This is a genomic window from Sulfitobacter sp. HNIBRBA3233, assembly GCF_040149665.1.
Taxonomy (GTDB): domain Bacteria; phylum Pseudomonadota; class Alphaproteobacteria; order Rhodobacterales; family Rhodobacteraceae; genus Sulfitobacter; species Sulfitobacter marinivivus.
The window spans coordinates 28,431-53,711 of the sequence record NZ_JBEFLP010000007.1 but is presented as its reverse complement, the minus strand read 5'-3'; the positions used below and the strand labels follow the sequence as shown (position 1 = coordinate 53,711).

Below are 25,281 nucleotides of genomic sequence, written 5' to 3'. Positions count from 1 at the left end.
TCTGGCAGCGCGCGGATTGAAGCGGCACATGGCGATGACCGTCGCAAGCTGGTTTGAAATCCCCGATATCGTGACCAATTCAGACTTGATCGCCATTGCCCCGCGACGCCTGTTTTCACTCGACCCTCGATTGAACAACCTGCGGTCCGCCCCCCTGCCTCTGCAGGAAGTGGTGTTTTCCTTCGACCTTTGCTGGGATCTGCGAACAGAGCGCGAGCCCGGCCAGAAGTGGCTGCGCAAGGTGGTCTCGGATGTGTTCAGCGAGATGCGCGTTTAGTTGCTCCACCCATCGAGTTTTACATCCGATCAGGAGCCCGGCAAGCCTTGCCGATATAAGGATCGGGGTTGAATCCGGATTTCCTTACCTACAGCGCCCTCAAAAGAAAGCCCCAATTGTCTAGGACTTCGGATGCTGGCTTCTTACTCCAAGGATGAAAATCCGCCATTTTATTTCAGGGTTAATATGGGGTTTTGGTTGTCTTCGGTAAGCTGAGCGGCTGGGGCTCGCTTCCTACCGTGATATCGCCGCATGAGAGCTTTGGTACAAACTCTTGTCGTGAATTTGACTTTGTGATCTTTCGCGCGACGAAATGCATTTTCAGGAGGAATGTTTGAAACGGATCGATGCTCCACTGCTGTTTAACACGGCTCCAAGTTGGCCGACCACTTTGGATCCGCCGTCTGTGCAATACAGCACCAAACTCTATGTAGCTCCCAACGGGGCATCCGTTCAGCCCGTTTTGAGAAACCGGCTTCTTGTCGCGCCGGATATCGAGCTGAATGACTATCGCTGTCACGCGGAGATCGATTGGATCGACATTGGGCTCGAGACGACGGGTCGTCATCAGGCTGTGAACGTTCAGCGGTTCGCCAGTCGGTTCCTCAAGGACTTAGGTTTTCACCCGGGTGTCTTTGTATCCGGGCCGGATGGGCGCCCTGGATACACAGGCTCAGCGTTCACGCTTCGGATCCAGCGGCCGCAGCCGCGCGCATTGATCGAATTGCTCAAGGCGATGGCCAAGAAATATGCCCCAGGTCGAGACACCATCCGAGATCTTCGGATCTCGGGTATCGAGATCTCGGTCGATTTCTATGTGATGGATCAGGCGACCCGGAACCTTGATGCTCAAAACCTCCTGCGTTGGCGGATGACGGATCTGCTGCGGCGTCACCTGAAGCCAAAAGACATCCTGACAGAGGCGGAATCGTGCTTTCCGAGGTTCTTCAGCGAGGTGAATGGCAAGGGTACCGCGACCTATTTTGTGGGTCGGCGAGGGACCCCGCCTGCGTCAATGGCCGCGCAACTCATGCGCCTGAGTCTTCCCCTAGAGCTCCTTCAGCCTCTTCGGAAGGGCAATCATAATAAGCCACCCATCGATACCACCAGCTATATCGGGTCGAAAGAGTTTCCCGTCATGTTGCGCGTAATGGATAAGACGACAGATCATCGAGATCCGAATAAATCCACCGTACTATACCTTCCGGCAGACCAATGGCGTTCGAGAGTGGAAGTAACGTTGCGAACGGTACCGGGCACCGTAGGTGTCCCCGCCGCGCTCGGGTTAGAAACCATTGCGGATCTCAAAGACTTCGATTTCAAGGATCTCAGAAAGCTTGTCTTTGAGTTCTTTCTGCCAACCTTCAGTCCGGATGATCCACTGAGAGATCTGCCTTTTTCTGTCAACGTGACCGAAGAAGAGGTCTTCGCCAGAAGTGGTGTGTACGGTCTCGATCAAATGCACCGATCGCTGGAGCAGATCCACGCAGCCCGTTTCCGAAATAGGGAAATCAAGACAAAGCCGGTAAAGCTCCGTGCGAAGGGAAGATCGGTGTCATACACAGCGCTGAACAACAAGGTTGATCGTGCGCTGAGAAGCCTGTCGCGGCGCTGGCAAAAGTTGTGACATTACCTGCCGAAGAGGTACGTGCTGAGAGCTTCAGAAAGCGTTTCAGGGCGCGAAGTTGAATGATCACGAATCATAGGATCGGTGAGATGCGCCTCTGTATGGCTCTCTACGCGCGCCTCTCGCGATCTAATGGCAAAGCGCGTTGATGCGATCGTCACAGTCACACGCTTGGGTGCAATTGAACAGCATTTACAAGGTCGCTAAAAGCGGAATAGCCAGGTCGGAACCGAAACTTTTATTGACCGCAGACTCTTCTAGAGGGAAGCGGCGTTGAACAGGCAGTTAATGCGTTTAAGCTAGGCCATTGTGGCTTTGGTTAAGATCTGCAACTTTCGATTGGAAGGGCAGGGAATTGGTGCCCCTAATAACTGTAATACCAACCATACACCCCATTCACACTCTAAACGAAGCTCTGAAGGGGTAGGAAAATTCTGGCCGATAGGACGATTGCCTATTTCGGTGTAGGTTGGCTCTGAGTTTTAGGCACTCCTACGCAGCTAACAGGAGGCGGTTAGGCAGGCCGGAAACACTGTGAAGTCCGCTTCTCTAGGTGTAACTCTTGTACTAGAAATGATGTGCCTGTGGTCACCTGATAATATCTGAGAGGTTGCTACCGAAGACTAATCATCGCGTGCTAGCTTCTATCCGCTACTCTCATCAAGGCTCGCTGTGCCGAGCTGACGGTCCACCCATTTCCCCGTGTCGTCTTCAACCCTCTTTCGTTGGCTGCCTTCACGAGCGCATCCAGCCCGTCTGTGTGATCAAAGCGCGGAAAATCTAGACCCAAGCGGGGACACTTCCGGTAGCACAGCATGGCTACAGTGCCTATCAATTTTCAATTAGCTTGGTGGCTTTACTGTTTACAGAACGGGTCACTGTAGCACTGGATGCAAAAACGATAGTCCTTGTTGGAAACGCTAATTCAACCTCAAGGTCACGTGCTAGGTCCACAATATCAGCGATTAGACGATGTTTAGCTTCTACTTGCGCCGGATAGTCAGGAACGTTGAAGTATCCCCACAGTTCGACTTCCAGCGACGATGAACTGATGGACTTTAATCCCACATAAGCCGTGTTCTGATCTGCACTTGGCTGTTCGAGATACAAAGTACGCAGCCGCACAACGAAAGCATCGAGCTTTTCGCGCGGCGTATCAAAAGTTAGCCCTATTTCAACGCGAACACTACGCTTCCGTCTCTGGCCCCAGTTTACGATGGCTTTGTCTGTCAGCTGCGAATTCGGAATGATCACGCCCTCATCGTCGAGCGTTCTCAGTCTAGTCGACCTTAGTCCCACCCTTTCGACGCTGGCCAGTTTGCCGTCCGCCTCAATCAGGTCCCCACGGTGAAATGGACGATCACTCATGAGGATAGCACCACTTATGAGGTTCGAAACCGTTTCACGCGCCGCAAATGCAAGCGCCACCCCACCGACCCCAAGACCAGCGATCACACCTTCGTAGGGTAAGCCCGACACATCTGCGATTGCGATGATACTCATGGCTACGACAGCGACCTTCAGGACACCAAAGATCAAAGATGTTGCGATCTCGTCTACGAAGCCCGGCGTGCGCTCCGCACGGCGCAGAAAATAACTGCCGACTACTTCTGCCAGGATGTAGCAAAACCAGCCAAAGGCAACGGTCGTCAGTATGGCCAAGAAGATGGCGAACGGTCCAAGAACCGTCTGTGCCAATCCAACCCATAGCAATGCTGCGATTGCCAGACCGCTCCCGAGTGCAAGACCCGCAGGTCGGCCAAGGCGCCGCGCGGCGGCAACCCGAACACCGCGTTCGGCACGCCGTAGCGAAACACTCAACAGTCGAGAAAGCGCAGCGCCTCCAAGCCAACCAATCAGAATTGCAGACAAAATAAATACTGGTAAACTGAGCCACTGCCAGACATCGAGTGGGCCGATGCGATGTAGAAAGCCGGGCGCAACCGTGCGTATCTTTTCGCGTAGTTCGAAAAAGTGGGTAATAGGCTCGGCGTCGGGAATGGCGTCGGAAATCGGCAGATCCTGCATTGCCGCGAATAGATCGGGGGCGGTGCGCATGGTTTCAACCGTGAAAGCCCAGATCTCTCCTTCGCCGTCTGGTTGCGCGACGCGATCAATGACAACCGACCCGACGGGGTGCCGATAGAAAACGTAAGCTAACGAGCGATCAGGATCGTCGGGAATTTCTTGCCAGGTGACGAAACCTGCCCTGTCGATGACTTGCTTGAGGTATTGCGCAAGCAGTGGGGCTTCGAAACCGTAGAACCGTTCCGGAACGAAAGAGAGATCGAGTCGCGCAAGGGCTTTTTCAGCGCCGCCTTCTTCCCAAATTCTTGCGCCCGAGAGGAAGTCTCGAATGGCCGATCGAGGACTATCCGCCCTAGCTGCATTGAGCGCGGTCAGCGTTGGATATCCCAAAGCGGCGATCATCCCGTCCAGATCGCTCTGCAAATCAGCCTCGGCAGGGACGACCATGTACCAAGCCTGGTCAAGCTTTTTAAACTGCAAGACATAGTCGTAGTTTGTCGCGGCCGGACCAATTCTAAACTCGGCTGTCCCACCTTCGACATTTCGGGGTGCATCGTAGATCCGAAATGTGGAGAGGTCGATCAGTGTCCAAAGCAACTGCCTGCGGCGACGTTCCTCGCGCACACCTGCAGTTTCACCCGCGTAGAACAGCAATCGATCAAAGGCGCTGACAGCCGCAATATCCGCGCCGTAGACCGTGGCATTGCCGAGGTCCACTAGTCGCCGCAAAACTTCGCGCGGATTAGCCGGGGCCAAAACCTCTTCGGCTCGCAGAGCCGCCGCTGTGACCCGACGACCATTCCAATACTCGCCGCCCGTGAACCGCCCTGTGAAAGTCTGGCCATCTTCAGACAGCGCAAAGACCACCGGACCGTCTGTTCCGTCTTGACGCCATAGTCCACGTAACACGCGTCCTTCGATCTGGCCCTCGATTTGGCCATCGCCGGGCGTATAGGTTCCCCGAACACTGTCGGCCTCCTGTCGAAGGGTCATCCGCGCTTCGCCGTCGCGCCAGTACGTATCCCATTCGCCGGTCCAGTCGTTTGAACCTTGAGCGAGCGAAACGGTGGCCAAGCAGATGAATATGAGGCCGATGAGATGCGCGAGGCGGGTCAAATGGTCTTCTTCTCCGGGTTATTTCACCCTGCACCTTAATCGGTTTGCCGTGATCTACCAGCACGCCCTGTAATATCGCTACTACTTGGATCTGATCGCATTCATCAAGCCACTTGCGCGTTGCGTAGCCCTTCGATGAACTGAACACACTCTGCAGCCGAGCCTGCGGTTACTCCATATTCCAGCAAATCCACTCAGTCAGTAAAGTCGCACGCCGCCCGGATCAGGGCCTAATCAGCTTGCTCAGAAGTCAACTGAACCTCATCTTGCGCCGCGAGAACGGTGCGCACACACCTGCAGACAAGCCCGTAACGATCAACGCCCCGAGTCCGAACCCTCCAAGCAGCATGTCACCATCGATACCGCCTAAAAGAAGTCCGGTGAGTTGCAGAGCAAAACAGAGGGAGCGCATGTTCGGCGCGCCGCTGACGGCCCATCTAGGATACGAGGGCGACACGGACGGGCCGCCGAGTCAGCCCACTCGGCGCAACGGCACGTCAGCCAAGCACCTGAAGAGCCAGGACGGCAAACTGCCGATTGCCTTGCCATGCGACCGGGAAGGCAGCTTTGAACCCGACCCGATCACGAAGCGTCAGACCCTGATCGACGGTATGAATGACAAGATCATTGGCCTCTACGCCGCCGATCGCACCGTTCGCGACATCCGTGCCCACGTTGAGGACACCTACGGTCTTTAAGTGTCACCGGACCTGATCAGACGCGTCTCAGACGCTTTGCTGGACGACGTATGCGAATGCCAATCTCGGGCGCTTGATCGCATGTATCGAAGCGTCATTTCCGACGCGCTCAGGGTCGAGATCCACGATACTGATTGCCACATGGTGAAGAATAAGGCCGTTTATGTGGCACTCGACGTCAACAGGGACGGCGTGGACGGATCTAGGCCGGGCGGTTGTGTCAGTGCGGGGATGCGATCGAGTGGTACGCGGGCACCCAGCTCTTATTTGCGACTTGCACCGCTCAAGTGTGGTGGCATCAATGGCGGTCATAGAGCGATGAATCCGCCTCCATAACTTGCCACAAAAATGCCACATAACTGAAGTTCCTTACCCGCCATTAGGTTGAATGGACCTTGATAGGGAAGGTGGGGCTTATGAAGGAGATCGAAGCTCCGAATGCATCAATCATTGATATCGGGTTCAATGCCACTGTTCGAAGGCTCGGACTTTCGGCTTGGTCAAACTTTTTCTTAATTCTTGGCGCTTTTGCCATCGTAGTAACGGTATTTGTAAGCGTCAAACTGGCTCAAGCTAGCAACGCTGACTATTCGAGCAAAGAGCGCCGTGATGTTGAAAAAGCCTTGATGGTGGCAAGCAATCAAATTCGTTTATCTTTCTTTGATGCCAAGATGGTTGCCGGCAAGGTGGAGGCTATTCTGACAGCGAATGGTGGCGAGACGAGCCATCTTATCGAAAATGAGATTGAGAGCTTTATCGCGCGTAATCAATCAATTCTAGCTGTTGGTCTGGCGCCAGACTTGGTACTCACCCAATCCTTTCCAAATCGAGACAGCAAGGCGATTGGTACGAGATATTGGGAAGTGCCGGAACAGATGTCTAGCGTTGCTTTAGCATACCGGCAAGCAAGACCAGTTGTTGTCGGTCCGGTAAATCTCGTTCAAGGAGGCGAAGGCTATATTCTCAGGTATCCTGTCTTCCTAGAGAATTTATCCTCAAAGTTTCGGAAGTTTTGGGGCATCATTTCAGTTGTCATAGATGCAGATCGAATGATTTTGGATCAAGCTACGGACCTTGACTTAGGAGGGTTGATATTCAGCCTATCGAACCAGAGAGAACAAGCAGAGAACGCTACAGAAGACGCAAACGATCTCATAGGAGAAAACAATCCGGCACTCATTTCTTTTCCGATGCTGGGAGTCGATTGGTTTTTATCTGCCATTCCACGGGAGGGCTGGACAGCTACCTCACCATGGACACCTTTGATATTAGCGGTGAGCTTTACCATTTCCATTCTGCTGGCTGTGGCATCAACTACACTCCACCGTATTTCGCGTGACCGAGAATCTGCTCACCGCCTGCTTCTTGAGTCAGTATCCTGTCTTAACGAAGGCTTCATAGCGTTCGATAAGGACGGAAAACTGGTAACCGTTAATCGCCGTTTCCGAGATTACTACCCGCTACTCTCTGAAATGATGACGGAGGGCGCTTCATTTGAAGTCATGATGAGGGCTGCAGTTTCGCGCGGCCAGTTTCCCGAAGCCATAGGCCGCGAAGAGGAATGGCTTAATGAGCGAGTTTGTCGCTTCAATAACCCAAGCGGACCGTTTGTTGAATGGACTAATGAAGGTCGTTGGCTCAAAGTCACCGAGGCGCGCACAACGAATGGGTTTCGGGTTGGAATTGTGACAGATGTGTCAATGGAAAAACAAGCGGTTGACGCTGCTGTAGCTGCCGACTTGGAGAAAACTCGTTTTATTAGTAATGTCTCACATGAGTTGAGGACGCCACTCACGGTAATTTTAGGTCACGCTTCGTTTCTAGTTAATCAGGATCGCATTCCGATAGTTCAGAAACTAAACGGGCTCGTTTCGTCCTCGACCGAAATTTCAGATGAAGTCACTGAGACGCTCGACTCCTACAAGGGCTTTGTTCGCAGTCAGGGCGCGAAAATTGATACATCTGCCGCTCACATGCTCAAACTTGTCGAAGACCTTCTAGATTGGACAACATGCGAGCGTGGAACAACGCAGGTAAACATAAATGAAATAAGGATAGACGAACTATTGGACGAGGTCGGTGAGGAGCTAAGACCTATGATCATCAAGAAGAATCTATACTTCAAATATACTGGGTGTAGACCGATGGTGGTACTGGCAGACAATGTTCGACTGAAGCAGGTCTTCTACAACCTGATTTCAAATGCTATAAAATTCACTGAAAAAGGTGGAATAGATATGCGGGTCGTCGATGATGGTGAAATCCTATCTATCCATATCCAGGATACCGGCTGTGGGATCCCCACCGAATATCTTGGAAGGATTTTCGACCGTTTTCAACAAGTTGATGACTCCTTGGCAAGAAAGAATGGCGGTTTTGGTCTCGGACTTTCGATCGCAAAGCATCTGATTGAATTGCATGGAGGTCAGCTAACCGTCAAAAGTGAATTTGGATCGGGAAGCTGCTTCAGCGTTCAGATTCCACATGTGGAAGGAAAATCAATGCTGAAAAAGTCAGCGTGACGCTTCTTCCGCACTGTGCTTTGAATCGCCCCGGTTTCACCGGAGACTTATAGCTTCATTTCACGAGACCATATTGAGCACGTCGCGCTGTGCATAGAAGTTGTCTTCAGCCTCTGCTGGCGGGAGGTTTCCGATGGGTCCGTCTGTTGTTGAGCCAATCGATCCATCCGAGTGGGGCCATTTCCAGATCTTGCATTTTACGCCACGGTCTCTGCCGATGGACCAGTTCAGTTTTGTAGAGACCATTCATCGTCTCAGCGAGGGCGTTATCATACGAGTTTCCGACACAGCCGGCTGACGGCTGGATCTCGGCTTCGGCCAAACGCTGGGTGTATTGAGTGGACAACTATTGTCCTCCGCGACCCGAGTGGTGGACCAACCCGCCCTTCTGAACAGGGCGTCGATCATGCAGGTCCTGTTCCAGAGCATCGAGGACAAAGTCAGTTTTGGCAGACCGCGAGACCCGCCATCCGACGATGCGATCAGCAAATGTGTCGATGACGAAGGCCACATAGACGAAACCCTGCCATGTCGACACGTAGGGAAAGTCGCTGACCCATAGCAGATTTGGGGCTGGTGCCCGGAATACACGGTTCACCTTGTCACGCGGACAGGGCGCTGACGTGTCAGGAACCGTTGTTTTAACCGCCTTTCCACGCACGGCACCACGGATGCTGATCTGCTTAATCAGTTGCTCCACCGTGCAGCGCGCCAGCTCAAGGCCCTCGCGCTTCAGTTGATGCCATGCCCTACGGACATCGTAGGCCTGGTAATTCTCCTCCCAGACCCGTTGGATCTCCGGGCAAACTCAGCTACCCCACATCTCTTGGACAGCTTTGGGAAGGTAGTTTAAGCTACTCTCTGCCCCCGCTGGTCGATTTAGATCTGGTTGAAGTAGACCACGGCGAGCGGCTGTCCAGCATGGACGGCGTGGGGCCGCTGGTGGTTGTAGAAGGTGATCCACCGGGCAACCCCGGCCTTGGCATGTAATTCGGTCTCCTAGGCGTGCAGCTAAACGCACTTATACTGCAGCGATCGCTAGAGACGCTCGATGAAGATGTTGTCGAGAAAATTCTACTTTGGAACACCGCTAATTTTAGGGGGGGGGATTACCATTGTAGCTTACGTCACTACCCGATTTTCGGGGAGCGGCTTAGATTTCAGAGGTAGGCTGGTTAATATAAGAGTGAAAATCCTTGATTTTCTTACGGGGTTAATACGGGGTTAGTACGGGGTTTTCTCTCATTTCAACCAGCCATGCTGGATTTTATGCGATGGGGGAGGAAATCGGTGAAATTCATTTGCTAGATCACGACCCAAGAACATCAGACACTTCCTGATACAGTCTAAAACGGTTCTGAATCACCAAGTACTTGAGGCCGAGGGCGCACAACACCTTACTGCCAACCACACCCCCCTTTTCTACGTCCTGACTAAGCGGCAACTAGGTGAGACCCCATCCTAAGTCGCTACAAGTTCAGTTTATCTTAGTACAAGGAGGGGCGTTGGGCGCGTTGGAAACTTAGTGAAGTCGGCTTAAGTCCTTCGCAAATCTTATAGAAGAAGAAGCTATATCCTTAGGGTCAGGACCCATTGGTTTTCGCGTAGGTGCGTGATTCACAGTTCGAAAATCAAGCGGTGAACATGTCTGATCTTTTCTGGCTGACGGATGCGCAGATGGCGCGTCTTGAACCCATCTTCCCGAAATCCCACGGCAAACCCCGCGTCGATGACCAGCGCGTGTTGAGTGGGATTATCTTCATAAGTCGCAATGGCTTACGATGGCATGACGCGCCTATAGCCCGCACAAGACGCTCTACAATCGCTGGAATCCGGGTGAAGCGAAAGCTGAACTCGACCGATGTCATCGACGCTCTCACCGACCTGTTCATCCTGCGCGGGCCACCACGGAACATTGCAGTCGTCCGTTCGTCAGGTCTTCGAGGATCTCCGGGATAGCGCGCCGCGCACGGCCGATTGACAAGGCAATCGGTATGCCGCGATCCAGCAGTAGACCGCGCATCTGGCTTACCAGTGCCGAAGCTAAAGCATGCCGTCAACCGCGCGCAGTCCCAGGGTCTCTCCGTCCCAGGTATAGCCGTATTGGTGCAGCACCTCATGGGTGAGCCCATAGATATGTGCTTTCACCGCCTCGCTCATTGCCTTGTATTTGTTGGTCGAGCCTTGGTTGATCGGCTGCCACAGCTTGATGCCGCCGTGCCCCTTGAGACCCTTGGCATAATCCTCGTGCGATTTCATCACCCGGTCGCTCCACGGCAAACCCAGATGGGCCACGATCTTGCGCAGCCAGGGCTCGGGTTCAGCCACGAAATCCTCGTAACGCACGAAGGGCAGCCCGTCACGGCGGTCCTGCAGCATCTTGCGGCTGTAAAGCGCGAGGAAGCCGTGGATCGTCTTCGAGCCATCCATCATGTTGATCATCTTGGGGTCGATGCCCCGCGCCCAGCGGATCTGCTGGGCGCGCTGGCGTTTGGCCTGGTCGGGCGGCGGTGCCTCACGGTAGGAGCTGGCGATCAGCGAAAACGGATTTCGTACTAGGGTGAAGCCGCGGCGCGGATGGCCGTGTACCCAGACCGCGTTCTTCAGCAGCAGAACCGAAGAGGGTTTCAGATTGCGGTGCTTCAGGAGCGGCGCATCGATGTCGATGTGCTGTTCCTTGCGTTGCGTGAACTTGTCGAAGACTTCGAGATCCTCGGGGATGTCCCTTGCCATGATCTGATGCACGACTTCGATATCGGGATGTGCGTTCAGGCAGCGCTGCAGCAGCGTCTCGCCGGAGCGGGAGAAGCTGGCCATGTGAAATATCGGAATCTCTTGCATTGCGGAATCGTGTCCTCATGTACCTGGTGACCCGCCGCGCGAGGCACGGGTCGGGTTGTCATTCGTGCCCTACTGCGGGCGCGGCGCCCATCCCACCGCGATATCCGTGTCGATCTGGTTGTAGCCCCAGGCGCTGCGCAGTTGCTGGGGAAGCGGTTGGGTTTGCCGGGCAGGCGGATGCCGTCCCTGGCGGTGACCGGTGCAGGCAAGGATCTTCTCGACCGCTGCTTCGAAATCCTCCGGCAGATTATCGGCAAAATAGAACAGGGCGTCACCTTCCACGGTCAGGACGCGACGGGCGACGTCGCGGTTGTCCGGAACAGCGGTGACGGGTTTTTCAGCGACAAGGGGTGAAGTCACGCCAACGGCTTTCGTGAAAGAGGATGCGGAATTGGGGGTCTGCTAACATAGTGGTTCTGAAAACTCTATATGGTATTTTCGGTCACCGATCGCGAAATCCCACAGGTGCATGTCATACCATAGGAATGCCGCCTGAATGGCATCGTGCAAATGGGGCAAGGTCTTGTCCGACCTGATCTCGATCTCCCGCCACGGCGCAGGGTTCAAATGTTCAAGGGTGATTTTCAACCGTAGAACTTGGGGGGCTTTTTTCGCCATTCGCGCCTCTATGCGGCCAGCCGATCGAAATCGATCCGGTTGTCCAGATCGACCTCGTATCGACCGTAGGGATTGATGTGCAGGTAGATCAGCGGGGTCAGGCCGCGGTAATCTTCCGATGACAGGCGTGCCGCCCAGACTGGATCGGAGAGCACCGACTGGACCATGCGCGTGTTGACATAGACCAGCGATGCCTGGACCAGTTGCAGCGCCAGAGCCGAGATCTCCTGATCGGCGATGCGATTGGACGCGATCTCACCGCCTTTGCCGAAAAACACGAACCCGTTCGCGCTGTTCCAGTTCTCCACGACATTCAGACCCTCGTGGATTTCGCGGCGGAAGGATTCAAGCCGCAGACACCGGCAGAGGAAGATCGTCTTGATGCCACGGCCCAACTCCGCCCGCGCCTTGTAGGTCGGATGCAACACGTCGGTTCGCGCGAACCGGCGCAGGATTGCTTCTGGATCTGCCGTTCCGACCTGCATCGCGGCAGCGTACTTCACCATCTCGTCGTATTGCCGGGCGATCTCATCCCAATCGACCACGTCCGATAGGATCGGGGCGAGATTGGGCAAGTTTGCACGCATGCCTGCCGGGCCTTTGACGCCTGGTAGCTTGTGATGGATGTGTCCGCGTTTGATTGTCTCAATGCCGCTGAGTGTCGCCTTGGCCGATCGCAAGGATCGAAAGCTCTGCCGGTATCCGAGCAGTCGTTTCATGGCCGCGTGATCGCTCTCGATCAGGTTGTTTCGCCACTTTCGATCGATATGCCGGATGCTGTCAAAGTGAGGATCATATCGGCGATTGATTGATCTCACGAATGACGCGTCGATAGCTGTGCGCCTTGTCGGTTATTATCGCAACAGGCCGATGCAGCCGAACACGCTCGATGGCCTTGTTCAGAAAGGCCCTTGCAGCCTTTGCATCGAGGCGCGCGGTGAGGCGGAAGTCGACCATCTGGCCGTTGGCATCGATGGCGCGCCAGAGATAGCGCCACTTGCCACCAACGCGGACGTAAGTTTCGTCCACATGCCAGTCGACACTCGCCCGGCGCAAATGTTTCTCAGTGCGCTTGGTCAATTCGGGACCGAACTTCTGAACCCAGCGATAGATGGTCGATCGGTCAACGGTGACATCCCGCTCTGCCAGAAGATCGACCACATCCTGATAGGATATGATTGGCAAGCCTGAACGCCCGTGCATGGTCATTGCCAAAGGTTTCCCGCAGCCAGGCAACCGCGCTGCGCCGGTCGCCTACTACAACATATGCGGCTTGACCATAGCCGTGTTGCACAGATCAACGGCGGCTCGGAACACGCCCTATCGTCACGCGCATCGACAGATTGGCCCGGTCCACGTTGCACCTTTGCCAGATCGCCGAAACCCTGCGCGAAAAAAGCGTCGATCTCGTCGTTCTCGATCAGAACATCGACACGTCTGGGGGCTGGGCAGTCGGAATTGGCGCTTGCTGGTGGCCGCGACGGTCGAGAGCAGGAGCCTGATCTTGCTACGCGGCTGCGCGATGCAGCGGCGGGGATCGATCCCAGCGCCGTGGCCGACCGTGCAGCAGCGATGCGTGACGGCCGAGAGGCTGAGGAGCGAACCGTCGCGCAGGAAGCCGCGAGAGAGCAGGAATTGGTGAAAGAGCTGGAACGCCAGCAGGAGATTGAGCGGGAAACCCATCGCGACCGAGGGTATGGGATCGACCGGTAAGGCTATTCAAAAAGCGGTGGTTTTTGGAAGGCTATACGGCCAAAGGAAGTGAGATTAAGTAATTATAGTTAATCTGTGAGGGCTTTCAGTGCTGTTAATGCCGCATCCAGTTGTTTTGGCGTTATTTCCAGGTCTCTTAGACGCATTTCAACTGTTTTGTTATAAACTTTTTCAGCGAGGATTGGTAACGGCCGCAGATCAAGCGCTTGTGCGAGGGCATACATTTCGGATGGCCACTTGTAGTCAATGATCAATACAGGTGTTCCAACGCGACAGAATAATATATTTGACATACCGGCTCCATGAAGACCTGCCACAAAATCAGCTCCATGAAATAATGCGATCTGTTGGCTAAAATTGTAGTCCTCACAAAAAATAGGTGTGATTCCATGCTCTTCAAAGATGGCTAGTTTATTTGCCCTCCCCGCCAGCCGCCGCCGCGGGATGTCAGGATTACGGTCTACGAAGATACCAGCCGCCAGATCTGTCGGACGGGGCTCGTAGGCTTCCAAAACGACTGCGCGGGTCAAAGACAGAATTTCGGGGCATAGCAATGTATTCTTAGGAAAATCTAAATAAAACATACTCTTAAATCCATAGGCCGCAGTGCTACCAGCCGGAATTTGACGAAAGACCACGTCTGGAAAAAGCCGTTCAAGAAAATCCTGCTGCATTGGAGTGGCTTCGTGAATGACAACGCAATCGAGATCCTCAAAACTTGACCCCATTATTTTACGCGCCATGATCAACCTGGGAAGAAAGTTGATCAGAAAATGCCAGTGGTTCTTCATTCCACCGATTATCAGCGCGGTTTCCTCCTGATACACCTGCTCATGTGGTATCTGAATTGTTCCGTTTTCTTCGACCCAACTTTTAAGTGGACTGGAAAAACGGGAGTTCTGTTGATCGGCTATATAAACACTAGCGACTGGGTCAATCAGATGAAAATGAGCATTTGTGATGCCTTGCAACACTTCCACAAGGCGAATATTTTGATGAGTAAGGAGTTTTTCCGTCCAGTTTTGACCAGAATAAGTCTCACTGTGCAAAACTTGTACAGTGTCGCGACGACAGTACGCATCATAGCTTTGCTTAGATAGCGGCATAATAGTTCCCATTAAGTTATCGGCATATTTAACCGACATTCCCCAAGTAGAACGCCGACCTATTGATTTTGATACCGTTTTGCATCAAGATCAAGTTTTTCGCGCCCGCTGTGCCGTGGTTGGGGCACCTCACGCGTGAACTGAGCATGCTTTCTGGCCTCGGCGGCGGGTTTGATGTAGTTCTTGGGCTGATCGACAGTCCTTTGGGTAGACCGGTCGAGCCACTTTTCCTCAGATTTTGTTGCTGACGTCATCATCCGGGAACCGGTGGTGAGCGCAGGCGATGTATGGCGGCCAGAATGCGGTTGAACAGGTCACCGCTGACCGCGACTTCGGCCAGTTGGACCGTAATGGCCCGAGCATGACGCACCACCCTCGCTCCGGTTTTGATCAGCCTTGTTTGGAGGCTGCTCAGTGACCAGTCAGCCATCTCTTTGGGTAGGTCGGTTCCTTGAGCATATCGTAAGCCTTGAGCCGCACCACCCGCTGCACTTGTCGCCCCTCGTTGAGCGCAGCGATAACCTGACTAATGCAATAGATCAGGACATCGCGATCATGGATCGTGGCGAGACCATCCGAAGAGGGGCGAACCTCGACATAATTCTTGCCGCTTTCATCCTCGTAGCGGCGAGGCTGATGATCAGGCTTGGTCGATAGGGGGTCGACTCCGGCTCGGTGCAGAATAGGGCGGTAAGGCCGGATTGGGGCTCTGGAGTTGAGTTCAGGCTTCAGTCTTGGTGAGGTAGCGGTAGATGGTGGCCTTTGAGAGGTGATAGTGGGCCATGAGATCTTTGATCAAGGTGCCGTTCGCGCGTTTGTCACGCAGCTCTATGATCTGATTTTCAGTAAGGGCGGGGCGTTTTCCGAACTGAACGCCGCTGGAGTGCCCCCGTCGGGTGGTCCAGTTTGAATGTTAATGCATGGTTGGCCTTTGGTCTATCGGGTTCTTCCCAACCAGTTTAACTGAGAATCAGACGGAGGAGGGCATGCTGTCGCCCGTTGACTTCGAAACCAGACAGCTACAACTGGAACAGGCAGGTGTCTAGGAAACTTGGGGCACCTCATAATGCTTCCTTCCATTCCTGAGAAAGGATCGCACCATCAAACCATGGGATCAAACACCTAGGGCAGAGGAGTGCCTCATTGATAATACCTGCGTCTGTACTGCTGGACTATGAGACGAACACTCCACAATATTTGTGCAACAAAGCTTTTAGACGCTCCCCAAAACTTTAAATCGACCTCCCCGAAAGGCGGCAAACGCTATACCCGCGAAAATGCCGTATAGGGAGTTGTGGCGTCAGCAGTGGATCCCTGTCTCTGGGCGCGCTATTAAGAGCTAGCCTCCCGGCAGAAACCTGCGCAGCAGCGAGGGCACCGTGTCGGCCATATCGTGCTGCGGCGGCGGGGGAGGCGCGAACAGCGCCTGTGCCACCCGTTTCCAGTGTTCCGCCGTCAGATCGTCGCGGCAGAACAGGTCGGCGGGCACCCGGCCCGGATCGAAGGTGAACCCCGGCTGTACCGGTTGCACCCGCTCGGCCAGCGTGGTGTTGGAATGGACAAAGCGGTTGCGCATCTTGTTGTATTCGGACCGGCTCAGCAGGCTGGCGGGGGGCGATCCTGCGGGGCGTACGACCTGCGCGATCAGCGCCACCAGCTCTGCCGGGGGCACCTGCTGGCGGGTGACTTCGGTCGCCATGTAAAGCGCTATCGGATCGGGCGATACATTGGCCCGTTCGATCGATGTCAGCGGCGCCAGCGCATCCGCATCCAGATCACACCCCATCAGGCGCAGGAAATGTCCCACGATGCCGCCTTCGGCGCGGCGCAGGCTGTTGTAATCGACCAGCAGGATCTGCTGCGGATCGAATCCTGTCAGAAGGTCCGAATAGACCGAAGTATGGTCGATCGGCACGCCCGCGCCGCGGCGGTCCTCCAGCGCGGTCTCGACGTATTTGCGCAACAGCGGCACCCGGTCGCCCTTGGCCACCTGCATCCACAGCGACTGCACCAGATCGGCCTGCTGGCGCATGGTATAGACGATGCGCACCTCGTCGAAGGGGCGCAGCCTGTCGGCCAGTTCGCGCATGTTCACCCGCTGCGGGCGCACACGGCTGAAATTCTCGGCCGACAGAAAGACGGTTCCCGGCGCACGGGCGTAGCGTTCGGTCAGCATGTCCCACGGGCCCGCCCGGCCACGACTGCCGAAAAAGCTGTCGGGGATGTCGGGGGTGCTCAGCCAGGGAGCGGCCAGCGCGTGGTGGGCGTTGTTGGGACCGATGTCGGGATAATGCAGGCCGTGCTGCGCCAGAAGGGCACGGTTGTTGTGGAACATCGCCTGTAGATAGCTCGTGCCGGTCTTGTGTGCGCCTATATGAAGAAAGACTCTGGCCATGACCTGCCGCGTAATTGGATCGAACTGGACCGTATATGGTCGAAGGGCCGCGCAAATACCAGCCGTCTCAGACCTCCGTCTGCGCGTCGAGGTCGTCCGTGGTCAGAACCTCGCGATCCAGCGCCTGCGCCAGGCTGCCCATCAGCCGCTCGATCGCGTGGGCCGTGGTGCCGTCGACCAGCGCCTGTTCGGGTTCGAAATCCGCCGCCCCGAGGTCCAGACCGGCCAGAGACTGCACCACCGCGCGGCGCGCCCAGTAGATCGAGCCTGCGGGAAACACCAGCGGGGCATCGGGCAGGGCGCGCTCGCGGGCCGCCAGCAAGGCGCGGGCACGGTCGAGGTTCACGCCCCAGTGGGCGTCGCCCTCGAACCGCTGGCCCGGGGCGACCCAGAACCCCGCGCGCGGATGCGCCAGAAACCGCTCCAGCCGAGCGGCAGTGCGCACCGGATCGCCCAGTACTCCGCGCGTCAGGTCACGCCGCCAGTCGTCGCCATCGTCGCGGTGGGGGGATTTCTTGGAATGCAGCTTGCATACGGCAGCGTATGCAGACAGCGCGCCGCCGCTGGCTAGCCACACGAAAGGAAAGATATCGCGCCCGTGGTTGGGCAGCAGATGTACCCGTGCGCGAGTAAACCGGTCGAGGATCCGCGCACGCAGCGCTGCTGCGGCCCCGCTGCCATCGTCGTTCAGCGTCACCCACAGATCGAAGGCAAAGTGCTGGTTCGCCAGCGTTTCGGCAAATTCGTCCCACATATCGAGATAGTAGAGATGCACCACCACCGCGACCGGCGCGGGATCGGCTGCGGGCGCGGGCGCGGGTGGCAGATCGGGCAGCGGCACCGAGCCGTGCTCCAGAAGGGCCGTGCGCGCCTCGTCGCGGCCCGTTTGCAGGTAGTGCAGCAGGGGACGGGTGCTGTCGGGATCGAGATCGGGATTGTGATAGAGATAGGCGCGCGGCGAAAACCGGCCGTTGGGGCTCAGGCCCTTGGCCTCGCCGTGCTGGATATAGTGCCGCGCGGGCATCAGCCGGAACAGCGGGTGCAGACCGGGATGCGCGCGCAGGTAAAAGGCGCGGTCGAACCCGCCCTCGCGGGCGATCACCCGCAGGTAGGCACGTTCGCGCGCAGAGGGAAACAGATAGCGCAGCACGGTGGCCACCTTGCGCAGCACGGTATCGATCATATCTGTGGCCTTCTCTCCGGTGCCGCTGTGCCGCCCTTCTATACTGCGGTTTTCCCGCCCGTTTGAAGCCCAAACCGCGCAGGGCGACGGGGGCTGCCCGAAATACTGTTGCCCCCTCGCCATGCTGTGCTAGGGAAAGGCGATCAATGCCCACTGCGCGAAGCCTCAAACATGACGGAATAACCGGTCTATGAACCAAGCCAGCCCCTCACCTACGTCTGACAGCCTTGCTTGCGCGCGGCGTGTGCTCGAGATCGAGGCCCGCGCGCTGTCGCAGATGGCCGCCGAACTGCCCGCTGATTTCGCCCCCGCCATCGACGCGATCCTCGCCAGCCCCGGCCGAGTGATCGTGTCGGGCGTCGGGAAATCCGGCCATATCGGGCGCAAGATCGCGGCCACTCTCGCCTCGACAGGGACACCGTCCTATTTCGTCCACGCCACCGAGGCCAGCCACGGCGATCTGGGCATGATCGGCAAGGGCGATGTCTGCATCCTGATCTCGAACTCCGGCGAAACCGCCGAGCTGCGCGACATCGTCTATCACACGCAGCGGTTCTCGATCCCGATGATCGGTATTTCGTCGAACGCGGGCTCGACCCTGATGCAGGCCGCCGACTACCGCCTGACACTGCCCCGCGCGCCCGAAGCCTGCCCCATCGGCATGGCGCCCACCACATCGACCACCCTGACGCTGGCAATGGGTGACGCGCTGGCCGTCGCGCTGATGGAGCGGCGCGGCTTTGTCGCCGAGGATTTCAACGTCTACCACCCCGGCGGCAAGCTGGGCGCGCAGATGCGCCGCGTGTCCGACCTGATGCATTCGGGGGCGGAGATGCCGATCCTGCCCGCCGACGCCCCGATGGGTGATGTGCTGCTGGAGATGACCACGAAAAGCCTCGGCATCGGGGTGCTGGTCGAGGACGGGCGCGTGGCCGGTGCGATCACTGACGGCGACTTGCGGCGCAACATGCAAGGGTTGATGGAACGCCGCGCGCGCGACATCGCCACCCGTGATCCACTGATGCTGGGCCCCGACACGCTGGCTGCCGAGGCGCTGGCGGTGCTCAATGAGCGCAAGCTTAGCGTACTGCTTATCACCGATGCGGACCGCCGGCCGCTGGGGGTGCTGCACATCCATGATCTGTTGCGGGCGGGGGTCGTCTGAGATGAAAACCGTTGTCTTTATTCCCGCGCGCTACGCTTCTACCCGCTATCCCGGCAAACCGCTGGTCAGCCTGCGCCAGCGCGACGGCAGCGAAAAGTCCCTGATCGAGATGAGCTGGACCGCCGCCCGTGCGATCCGCGGTGTCGATGCCGTCTATGTGGCGACCGATGACGACCGCATCGCCGGGGCCGCGCGCGCCTTCGGCGCCGATGTGGTGATGACCGCCCCCGAACGCGAGAACGGCACCGCGCGGGTGGCCGAGGCACTCGCCAACGCCGGGATCGACGCGGATCTGGTGATCAATTTCCAGGGCGATGCACCGCTGACCCCGCCGTGGTTCGTCGAGGCTTTGATCGACGCCATGGCCGCTGACGACACCATCCAGATGGCCACGCCGGTGCTGCGCTGCGACCGGGCAACCTATGACGCCCTGAAGGAAGACCGCGCGCAGGGCCGCGTGGGCGGCACCACCGCCGTCTTCGACGCGCAGGGCCGCGCGCTCTATTTCTCCAAGGAAGTGCTGCCCTACATCGACCCCGGAAAGGTGACCGAGCCGATCCCCGTCTTCCACCACGTGGGCGTCTACGCCTACCGCCCCGATGCGCTGCGCCGCTACGTGGAGACCCCCGTCAGCCCGCTGGAAACCCTCGAAGGGCTCGAACAGCTACGGTTTCTCTACACGGGCATTCCCGTTGCCTGTGTAGAGGTCGACGCGCGCGGCCGTGTCTTTTGGGAACTCAACAACCCGTCCGATGTGGCGCGGATCGAAAAAGCACTGGAAACCCAATGATAGAGACGAATCCCATCGACATTTCCGGCATTCCCGTCGGTGGCACGCACCCTCTTGCGCTGATTACCGGACCGTGCCAGCTGGAATCGCTTGACCACGCGCGGATGATGGCCGAGCGCATTGCCGCGGCCTGCGCACCGACGGGGACACGGTTCATCTTCAAGGCCAGCTACGACAAGGCCAACCGCTCCTCGATCACCACCCAGCGGGGCCTGGGCATCGACGAGGGCCTGAGCATTCTCGACAAGATCCGCGACGAATTCGGCTGCCCGATCCTGACCGATGTGCATGACGCCGCCCAATGCGCCCCTGCGGGCGAGGTGGTGGATGTGATCCAGATCCCCGCGTTCCTGTGCCGCCAGACCGACCTGTTGCTGGCCGCGGGGGAAACGGGTTGCGCGATCAACGTCAAGAAAGGGCAGTTCCTGGCACCGTGGGACATGGGCAACGTGGCGCAGAAAATCGCCAGCACGGGCAACGAACGGATCATGCTGTGCGACCGGGGCACATCGTTCGGCTACAATACGCTGGTCAGTGATTTCCGCGGCCTGCCGACGATGGCGCGCACCGGCTATCCGGTGGTCTTTGACGCGACCCATTCGGTGCAGCAGCCCGGCGGTCAGGGCACCACCTCGGGCGGGCAGCGCGAATTTGCGCCGGTGCTGGCGCGCGCGGCGGTGGCGGTGGGGGTCTCGGCACTGTTCATCGAGACCCACGAAGACCCCGACAATGCGCCCTCGGACGGGCCTAACATGATCCCCGTGGACCGTATGGAGGCGCTGATCGGCCAGCTGCGCGCCCTCGACGACCTGACCAAATCCCAGGCCAAGATCGCGCTCGACTGAAGGGGCCTCAGAGCAGGGCAAGATCCTTGTGATAGCGGATCAGGAACCACAGCCCGAGGCTGCCAACGATAAAGGACACGCCCATCACGTAGATCGTATCGACGTAGGGGGCATCGTAAGTGGGATAGAATCCTTTTCTCATAAGACCTGTTATGTGAATTAACGGGTTCCATACGATGTATTCGCGCGCGCCCTCGGGTAGGTTTTCAGGTAAGAAAAACACCCCAGAGAGCAAAAACAGCGGCCGGTTGAGGATGTTCCAGAAACTCTGCCAGAGCGGAAACCGCGTGAACAGGAAACAGTTCGCCACCCCGATCGAGAAGGCCAGCAGCAAAAGCAGCCCAATCGCGGCGAAGACATAGTTGAACTGGATGATCAGTTTCAGGTCATAGATCATCACGATTCCTGTGAGCACGAGGACCATGACCAAAATATGAGTCACAGATGTCAGCAGGAACCGCGCCAGCAGCGCATCCATGAAGCTGACCGCCGGATAGTTCAGCAGCGCGCGCGAAAACTGCACCGCGCCGGCCACCAGTCCCGAAATCGCAACATAGGCAGTAAACGGCAGCATCCCCGTGGCGTAGAAGATCGGGAAACTCACCCCCAGCGGCGGGGTGCGCGAGATCAGCGTGAATATCAGTGTCAGCAATGCCACACCCGCCACAGGCTCCAGAATGACCCACAAATATCCCCCCGGAGAGCGCCCGTAGCGGGTGCTCATCTCGCGCAGGATCAGCGCGCTGATGGATCGGAACGTGCGAAAGCGGGGCGGCCCCGGTCTTTGCGCGGCGGGAAAGGACATCTTGGCGCTCCGGTCTGCGGCTACATCTGGAAATCAGGGGTAGCGGAGGTTACAAACACTATGCAAGAGCGATACAGCCTTAATGATCGGAACACCCCCTCGTGACAACGCAGACAAAACCGCAGCCGGACGCGGCCGCCCCCGTTGCTGCCAGCCTCAGACCCGCCGGCCCCGCGCGGATCCGGCCCCGCCATATCATTGTCATGGTCAGCTTCTTGGTCTGCGTGGTGCTGCCGGCCCTTGTGACGGCGTGGTACCTCTATACGCGCGCCGCGGATCAATATGCCTCCAAGGTCGGCTTCACCGTTCGACAGGAAGAGGCGGGATCCGCGATGGAACTGCTGGGCGGGCTGAGCAGCCTGTCCTCGGCCAGCTCCTCGGACATCGACATCCTGTATGAGTTCATCCAGAGCCAGGAACTGGTGCGTGCCATCGACGAAAAGATGAACCTGACCGAAATCTACAGCAAACCCGAGAACGATCCGATCTACCGGCTCGCGCCCGATGCCAGCATCGAGGACAAGGTGGATTACTGGGAACGGATGGTGCGGCTCTATTTCACCTCCGGCAACGGGCTGATCGAGGTCGAGGTCCGCGCCTTCGACCCGCAGGACGCCTACGCTATCGCGCAGCAGATCTTCGAGGAATCGAGCGCGATGATCAACGAGCTGTCCAGCATCGCGCGCGCGGATGCGACGCTCTACGCACGCGAGGAACTGGACGAGGCGGTCGAGCGGCTCAAGCAGGCGCGCTCGGCGCTGACGCGGTTCCGCAACGAGACGCAGGTGGTCGATCCGGCCATCGACATCCAGAGCCAGATGGGCGTGCTGAGCTCGCTCCAGGCGCAGCTGGCGGAATCGCTGATCGACGAGGATCTGCAACAGGCCACCAACGATCCGCGGATCGCGCAGACCCGCCGCCGGATCGAGGTGATCGAACGCCGTATCGCCGACGAACGCCAGAAACTGGGCGGGCGCGCGGGGGCGGACAACGCCAATTCCGGCCCCGGCACGGAGGATTACGCCGATCTGTTCGGCACCTTCGAAAGCCTCGCGGTGGATACGAAATTCGCCGAGGAAGCCTATATCTCGGCGCTGTCGGCCTATAACAGCGCCGTCGCCGAAGCCCGTCGGCAAAGCCGCTATCTGGCCGCCTACCTGCGCCCCACCCTGCCCGAGACGCCGCGCTATCCCGACCGGACCATGGTGATGCTGATCATCACGCTGATCCTGATGGGCGTCTGGACGATCCTCGTGCTGATCGGCTACAGCCTCAAGGATCGCCGCTGATCATGATCCGGCTGAAGAATGTCACCAAGACCTACCATCTCAAGGGCAACCACAAGACCATCGCGCGCAACGCGACGATGAATTTTCCCACCGGGAAATCCATTGCCCTGCTGGGCCGCAACGGGGCGGGCAAATCAAGCCTGCTGTCGATGATCGCGGGCGCCATCCAGCCCGACAGCGGCACCATCGAGATCGACGGCACCGTGTCGTGGCCCGTGGGGTTCATGGGCAGCTTCAACCGCGACATGAGCGGCGCACAGAACATCCGCTTTCTGGCGCGGGTCTACGGTGTAGATACCGAAGAGCTGACCGAATTCGTGCGCAGGTTCTCGGAACTGGGCGGGCATTTCCACCAGCCGGTGCACACCTATTCTTCCGGCATGCGCTCGCGGCTCGGTTTTGCCTGCTCGATGGGGATCCACTTCGACTGGTATCTCGTGGACGAGGTCACCGCCGTGGGCGACGCGGCCTTCAAGGAAAAGAGCAAGGAAATCTTCCTCGACCGGATGCGCAACAGCAGCGCGGTCTTTGTCAGCCACTCGCTGGGTGACATCCGCAACGTCTGTGACGCCGCGGTGGTGCTGGAAGACGGGCGGATGCGCTACTACCGCGACCTCGAAGAGGGCATCGAGCGGCACGAGTTCAACATGCGCAAGGCCCCCCCGGGCTGAGCCCGCTCAGCCCTTGCCGAGCGCCGAGCGCGCCCGCCGGAGCGGCGAGGTCAGGCGCCACGAGCTGCTGCGCATCATCTCGTTCATCGTGTGGCGCAGGGCGTCGCGGTCCGCGCTCAGCGCGTTCTTGTGCGTCTCCATCTCCTTGATCTGCCGGTCCTGCGTGCGGATCCTGGCCAGAAGCTTGTCACGGTAGGTCTGGAGCGTCTCGATCTCCTGCTGCGCGCGCTTGGCATCGTGACGCAGGCCCAGCACCTCCTGCTGGACCGTTTCAAGGTGGGCCGTCAGATCCGCCAGCCCGGTTTGCGAAACGATCGTCCCGCCCCCCGCGCCGCGCAGGGCCTCGAGCGCCTCTTCGGCCTCGGCCAGTGCCGCGCGGGCCTGCCCAAGCTCCAGCGCCGCCGCAGCGCGCGCGCGCTCGACGCTGTCGGCGGATGTTTTGGCCTCGGCGAGCGCGTCGCGCAGGACGGCGGCCTGCGTCGTGCCTTCTTCCTTGCTCTGTTCCAGCGCCGTGCGGGTCTGTTCCAGCTCGGCGCGCAGGGTTTCGATCTCGCGTTCCTGATCGGTGGCGCGCTGGGTCAGCTGCTGCACGGCGGCACTGCTCAGCGCGTGTTTCTCTTCGAGCGTGGCGGCCTTCTCGATCCGCTCGGCCTGTGCGGCGGTGGCCTTTTCCAGCTCTTCCAGACGGGCCTGTGCGCGGTCGCGCGCGGCGCGGACCTCGGTCACTTCACCCGACAGCTTGCGGGCCCATTCCGCCTTGTCGGTGGCGCGCCATTCGTTGACGTGCAACGCACCCATGCGCGACAGCACCCGTTCGACACTGCGCATCACGCTGCTGTCGCCGTCCAGACCGGCCAGATGGCCCATCCGCTCGGACGGGGTATCGCCCACCAGCAGGATATCGAGACCGCCGCCGAATTCGAAATGCACCGCCGGCACGTCGATGCCCTGCGCGGAAAGCCTGCGCGACAACAGACCCGGCTGCGCCTGCCCGCCCGACAGCACGATCACCCCGCGGGCGGTCATGCGCGGCAGCCACAACGCGATCAGTGCATCGATCTCGTCGCCGTCCAGCCGGCTCTCGCAGACCAGCAGGTCGACGCTGGTCTCGCCGAAGCCGTCGGCCGCGCCGGACACGTCGGCCACCGACAGATAGGACATGTCGTCGTATTCCCGTGCATTGTGCTCGCGCAGGGCCGCGGGCACCTCTTCGGCATCCTTCCATGTCCCGAAGCCGTAGCAGACCCCGTCGTATCCGTTCTTGTCCAGCGCCTGGCACAGGCCGAAATGCAGAACCCCGGTATCGATGCCCACCGTCACCGACCGGCCCGGGCGCAGGTCCGTCACCAGCCAGAACAACAGCGGCAGATGGGCAAGCGCCTCGGTGCCGCGGGTATAGCGGGCGCGCCAGAACAATTCACGGCTCGACAGCGGGGCCACGATATCGGTGCCCGAAACCGGCAGGTCCCGCCCCTTGTCAGAAGATTTTGCGATCGTTGTCATCCATGCCTCCGCTGGCCCGTTCGGGCCGCTTTTATCCCACACCGGAGCGCGTGAGAACACGCATCTCCCCTGCCCTGCCCCGAAAAGCG

Annotated in this window: 19 protein-coding genes and 8 pseudogenes; 11 read left to right on the top strand and 16 right to left on the bottom strand. The window is 58.1% G+C overall.

The window, feature by feature from the left end:
* On the top strand, positions 1-277 hold a 277-nt coding region (locus ABMC89_RS18265; RefSeq protein ID WP_500812335.1), incomplete at its 5' end, for a type 2 periplasmic-binding domain-containing protein.
* A 334-nt stretch (positions 278-611) separates the two neighbouring features.
* Positions 612-1,904, top strand: a complete 1,293-nt coding sequence (locus tag ABMC89_RS18260; RefSeq protein WP_349570532.1) for a hypothetical protein — start codon at positions 612-614, stop codon at positions 1,902-1,904.
* A gap of 831 nt (positions 1,905-2,735) precedes the next feature.
* On the opposite strand, the gene ABMC89_RS18255 is transcribed toward ABMC89_RS18260, so the two are convergent.
* Positions 2,736-5,048 carry a mechanosensitive ion channel family protein gene (locus ABMC89_RS18255; protein WP_349570530.1) on the bottom strand — a complete coding sequence of 771 codons (2,313 nt, stop codon included), beginning with the start codon at positions 5,046-5,048 and terminating at the stop codon, positions 2,736-2,738.
* A 389-nt stretch (positions 5,049-5,437) separates the two neighbouring features.
* On the opposite strand from ABMC89_RS18255, the pseudogene ABMC89_RS18250 reads away from it, so the two are divergent.
* Both ABMC89_RS18250 and ABMC89_RS18245 read left to right on the top strand, forming a co-directional pair.
* Positions 5,438-5,938: pseudogene (locus tag ABMC89_RS18250) on the top strand (transposase); the annotation flags it as partial.
* A gap of 224 nt (positions 5,939-6,162) precedes the next feature.
* On the top strand, positions 6,163-8,268 hold the full coding sequence (locus ABMC89_RS18245; RefSeq protein ID WP_349570528.1) for an ATP-binding protein: 2,106 nt from the start codon (positions 6,163-6,165) through the stop codon (positions 8,266-8,268).
* Between the two features lie 60 nt (positions 8,269-8,328).
* Here ABMC89_RS18245 and ABMC89_RS18240 read toward each other — a convergent pair.
* Positions 8,329-9,070: pseudogene (locus tag ABMC89_RS18240) on the bottom strand (IS3 family transposase); the annotation flags it as partial.
* Between the two features lie 842 nt (positions 9,071-9,912).
* On the opposite strand from ABMC89_RS18240, the pseudogene ABMC89_RS18235 reads away from it, so the two are divergent.
* Positions 9,913-10,097, top strand: a pseudogene (locus ABMC89_RS18235) (transposase); the annotation flags it as partial.
* Positions 10,098-10,192: 95 nt separating this feature from the next.
* Here the strand turns inward: ABMC89_RS18235 and ABMC89_RS19085 are convergent.
* The 6 genes and pseudogenes from ABMC89_RS19085 to ABMC89_RS19080 all read right to left on the bottom strand — a co-directional run.
* Positions 10,193-10,309: pseudogene (locus ABMC89_RS19085) on the bottom strand (IS110 family transposase); the annotation flags it as partial.
* 2 nt (positions 10,310-10,311) lie between these two features.
* Positions 10,312-11,085 (bottom strand): sulfotransferase family protein, encoded by a 774-nt coding sequence (locus ABMC89_RS18230; RefSeq protein WP_349570526.1) that lies wholly within the window; start codon positions 11,083-11,085, stop codon positions 10,312-10,314.
* A gap of 93 nt (positions 11,086-11,178) precedes the next feature.
* Positions 11,179-11,469, bottom strand: a complete 291-nt coding sequence (locus ABMC89_RS18225; RefSeq protein ID WP_349570524.1) for a hypothetical protein — start codon at positions 11,467-11,469, stop codon at positions 11,179-11,181.
* 42 nt (positions 11,470-11,511) lie between these two features.
* Entirely contained in the window at positions 11,512-11,727 is a 216-nt protein-coding gene (locus ABMC89_RS19045; RefSeq protein WP_350339964.1) for an IS1096 element passenger TnpR family protein, read from the bottom strand.
* Positions 11,728-11,735: 8 nt separating this feature from the next.
* A pseudogene (locus ABMC89_RS18220) lies at positions 11,736-12,299 on the bottom strand (Tn3 family transposase); the annotation flags it as partial.
* A pseudogene (locus tag ABMC89_RS19080) lies at positions 12,300-12,903 on the bottom strand (IS6 family transposase); the annotation flags it as partial. It abuts the pseudogene before it with no gap.
* A gap of 90 nt (positions 12,904-12,993) precedes the next feature.
* On the opposite strand from ABMC89_RS19080, the gene ABMC89_RS19075 reads away from it, so the two are divergent.
* Entirely contained in the window at positions 12,994-13,440 is a 447-nt protein-coding gene (locus ABMC89_RS19075) for a transcriptional regulator (protein ID WP_439655676.1), read from the top strand.
* 68 nt (positions 13,441-13,508) lie between these two features.
* Here the strand turns inward: ABMC89_RS19075 and ABMC89_RS18200 are convergent, their stop codons facing one another.
* From ABMC89_RS18200 to ABMC89_RS18175, 6 genes and pseudogenes are all read right to left on the bottom strand, one after another.
* On the bottom strand, positions 13,509-14,585 hold the full coding sequence (locus tag ABMC89_RS18200; RefSeq protein WP_349570518.1) for a glycosyltransferase family 61 protein: 1,077 nt from the start codon (positions 14,583-14,585) through the stop codon (positions 13,509-13,511).
* 214 nt (positions 14,586-14,799) lie between these two features.
* Positions 14,800-14,991, bottom strand: a pseudogene (locus ABMC89_RS18195) (transposase); the annotation flags it as partial.
* Complete coding sequence (locus tag ABMC89_RS18190; RefSeq protein ID WP_349570534.1) at positions 14,958-15,227, bottom strand: replication initiator protein A; 270 nt, start codon at positions 15,225-15,227, stop codon at positions 14,958-14,960. The pseudogene ABMC89_RS18195 and the gene ABMC89_RS18190, both read right to left, overlap by 34 nt.
* 40 nt (positions 15,228-15,267) lie before the next feature.
* A pseudogene (locus ABMC89_RS18185) lies at positions 15,268-15,399 on the bottom strand (hypothetical protein); the annotation flags it as partial.
* A 486-nt stretch (positions 15,400-15,885) separates the two neighbouring features.
* Complete coding sequence (locus tag ABMC89_RS18180; RefSeq protein ID WP_349570516.1) at positions 15,886-16,941, bottom strand: hypothetical protein; 1,056 nt, start codon at positions 16,939-16,941, stop codon at positions 15,886-15,888.
* A gap of 67 nt (positions 16,942-17,008) precedes the next feature.
* Positions 17,009-18,124 carry a rhamnan synthesis F family protein gene (locus ABMC89_RS18175; RefSeq protein WP_349570514.1) on the bottom strand — a complete coding sequence of 372 codons (1,116 nt, stop codon included), beginning with the start codon at positions 18,122-18,124 and terminating at the stop codon, positions 17,009-17,011.
* 190 nt (positions 18,125-18,314) lie between these two features.
* Here ABMC89_RS18175 and ABMC89_RS18170 point away from each other — a divergent pair, with 190 nt between their 5' ends.
* Genes ABMC89_RS18170 through kdsA form a run of 3 tightly spaced genes read left to right on the top strand, consistent with a single transcriptional unit; the run spans position 18,315 to position 20,924 of the window.
* Entirely contained in the window at positions 18,315-19,289 is a 975-nt protein-coding gene (locus ABMC89_RS18170) for a KpsF/GutQ family sugar-phosphate isomerase (RefSeq protein ID WP_349570512.1), read from the top strand.
* Between the two features lies 1 nt (position 19,290).
* A complete protein-coding gene (locus tag ABMC89_RS18165) occupies positions 19,291-20,079 on the top strand; it encodes a 3-deoxy-manno-octulosonate cytidylyltransferase (protein ID WP_349570510.1) in 789 nt (262 codons plus the stop codon).
* The gene (kdsA, locus tag ABMC89_RS18160; RefSeq protein ID WP_349570508.1) at positions 20,076-20,924 is read left to right on the top strand and encodes a 3-deoxy-8-phosphooctulonate synthase; all 849 of its coding nucleotides are present in this window, start codon (positions 20,076-20,078) and stop codon (positions 20,922-20,924) included. The genes ABMC89_RS18165 and kdsA overlap by 4 nt, the downstream gene beginning before the upstream one ends.
* 7 nt (positions 20,925-20,931) lie before the next feature.
* Here kdsA and ABMC89_RS18155 read toward each other — a convergent pair whose 3' ends face one another.
* The gene (locus ABMC89_RS18155; protein WP_349570506.1) at positions 20,932-21,729 is read right to left on the bottom strand and encodes an ABC transporter permease; all 798 of its coding nucleotides are present in this window, start codon (positions 21,727-21,729) and stop codon (positions 20,932-20,934) included.
* Between the two features lie 101 nt (positions 21,730-21,830).
* On the opposite strand from ABMC89_RS18155, the gene ABMC89_RS18150 reads away from it, so the two are divergent.
* Together ABMC89_RS18150 and ABMC89_RS18145 are read left to right on the top strand one after the other, a co-directional pair.
* Positions 21,831-23,018, top strand: a complete 1,188-nt coding sequence (locus ABMC89_RS18150; RefSeq protein WP_349570504.1) for a KpsE/RkpR family capsule polysaccharide export protein — start codon at positions 21,831-21,833, stop codon at positions 23,016-23,018.
* Positions 23,019-23,020: 2 nt separating this feature from the next.
* Positions 23,021-23,689, top strand: coding sequence for an ABC transporter ATP-binding protein (locus ABMC89_RS18145; protein ID WP_349570502.1), 669 nt, complete (start codon positions 23,021-23,023; stop codon positions 23,687-23,689).
* Between the two features lie 6 nt (positions 23,690-23,695).
* Here ABMC89_RS18145 and ABMC89_RS18140 read toward each other — a convergent pair whose 3' ends face one another.
* The gene (locus ABMC89_RS18140) at positions 23,696-25,192 is read right to left on the bottom strand and encodes a class I SAM-dependent methyltransferase (protein ID WP_349570501.1); all 1,497 of its coding nucleotides are present in this window, start codon (positions 25,190-25,192) and stop codon (positions 23,696-23,698) included.
* Positions 25,193-25,281: the final 89 nt, after the last annotated feature.

Coding starts and splice junctions, on each gene's coding strand:
- ABMC89_RS18245 (WP_349570528.1), top strand. CDS start 6,163: ATGAAGGAGATCGAAGCTCCGAATGCATCAATCATTGATATCGGGTTC.
- ABMC89_RS18230 (WP_349570526.1), bottom strand. CDS start 11,085: ATGGCCAGCTTCTCCCGCTCCGGCGAGACGCTGCTGCAGCGCTGCCTG.
- ABMC89_RS19045 (WP_350339964.1), bottom strand. CDS start 11,727: ATGGCGAAAAAAGCCCCCCAAGTTCTACGGTTGAAAATCACCCTTGAA.
- ABMC89_RS19075 (WP_439655676.1), top strand. CDS start 12,994: ATGCGGCTTGACCATAGCCGTGTTGCACAGATCAACGGCGGCTCGGAA.
- ABMC89_RS18200 (WP_349570518.1), bottom strand. CDS start 14,585: ATGTCGGTTAAATATGCCGATAACTTAATGGGAACTATTATGCCGCTA.
- ABMC89_RS18180 (WP_349570516.1), bottom strand. CDS start 16,941: ATGGCCAGAGTCTTTCTTCATATAGGCGCACACAAGACCGGCACGAGC.
- ABMC89_RS18175 (WP_349570514.1), bottom strand. CDS start 18,124: ATGATCGATACCGTGCTGCGCAAGGTGGCCACCGTGCTGCGCTATCTG.
- ABMC89_RS18170 (WP_349570512.1), top strand. CDS start 18,315: ATGAACCAAGCCAGCCCCTCACCTACGTCTGACAGCCTTGCTTGCGCG.
- ABMC89_RS18165 (WP_349570510.1), top strand. CDS start 19,291: ATGAAAACCGTTGTCTTTATTCCCGCGCGCTACGCTTCTACCCGCTAT.
- kdsA (WP_349570508.1), top strand. CDS start 20,076: ATGATAGAGACGAATCCCATCGACATTTCCGGCATTCCCGTCGGTGGC.
- ABMC89_RS18155 (WP_349570506.1), bottom strand. CDS start 21,729: ATGTCCTTTCCCGCCGCGCAAAGACCGGGGCCGCCCCGCTTTCGCACG.
- ABMC89_RS18145 (WP_349570502.1), top strand. CDS start 23,021: ATGATCCGGCTGAAGAATGTCACCAAGACCTACCATCTCAAGGGCAAC.
- ABMC89_RS18140 (WP_349570501.1), bottom strand. CDS start 25,192: ATGACAACGATCGCAAAATCTTCTGACAAGGGGCGGGACCTGCCGGTT.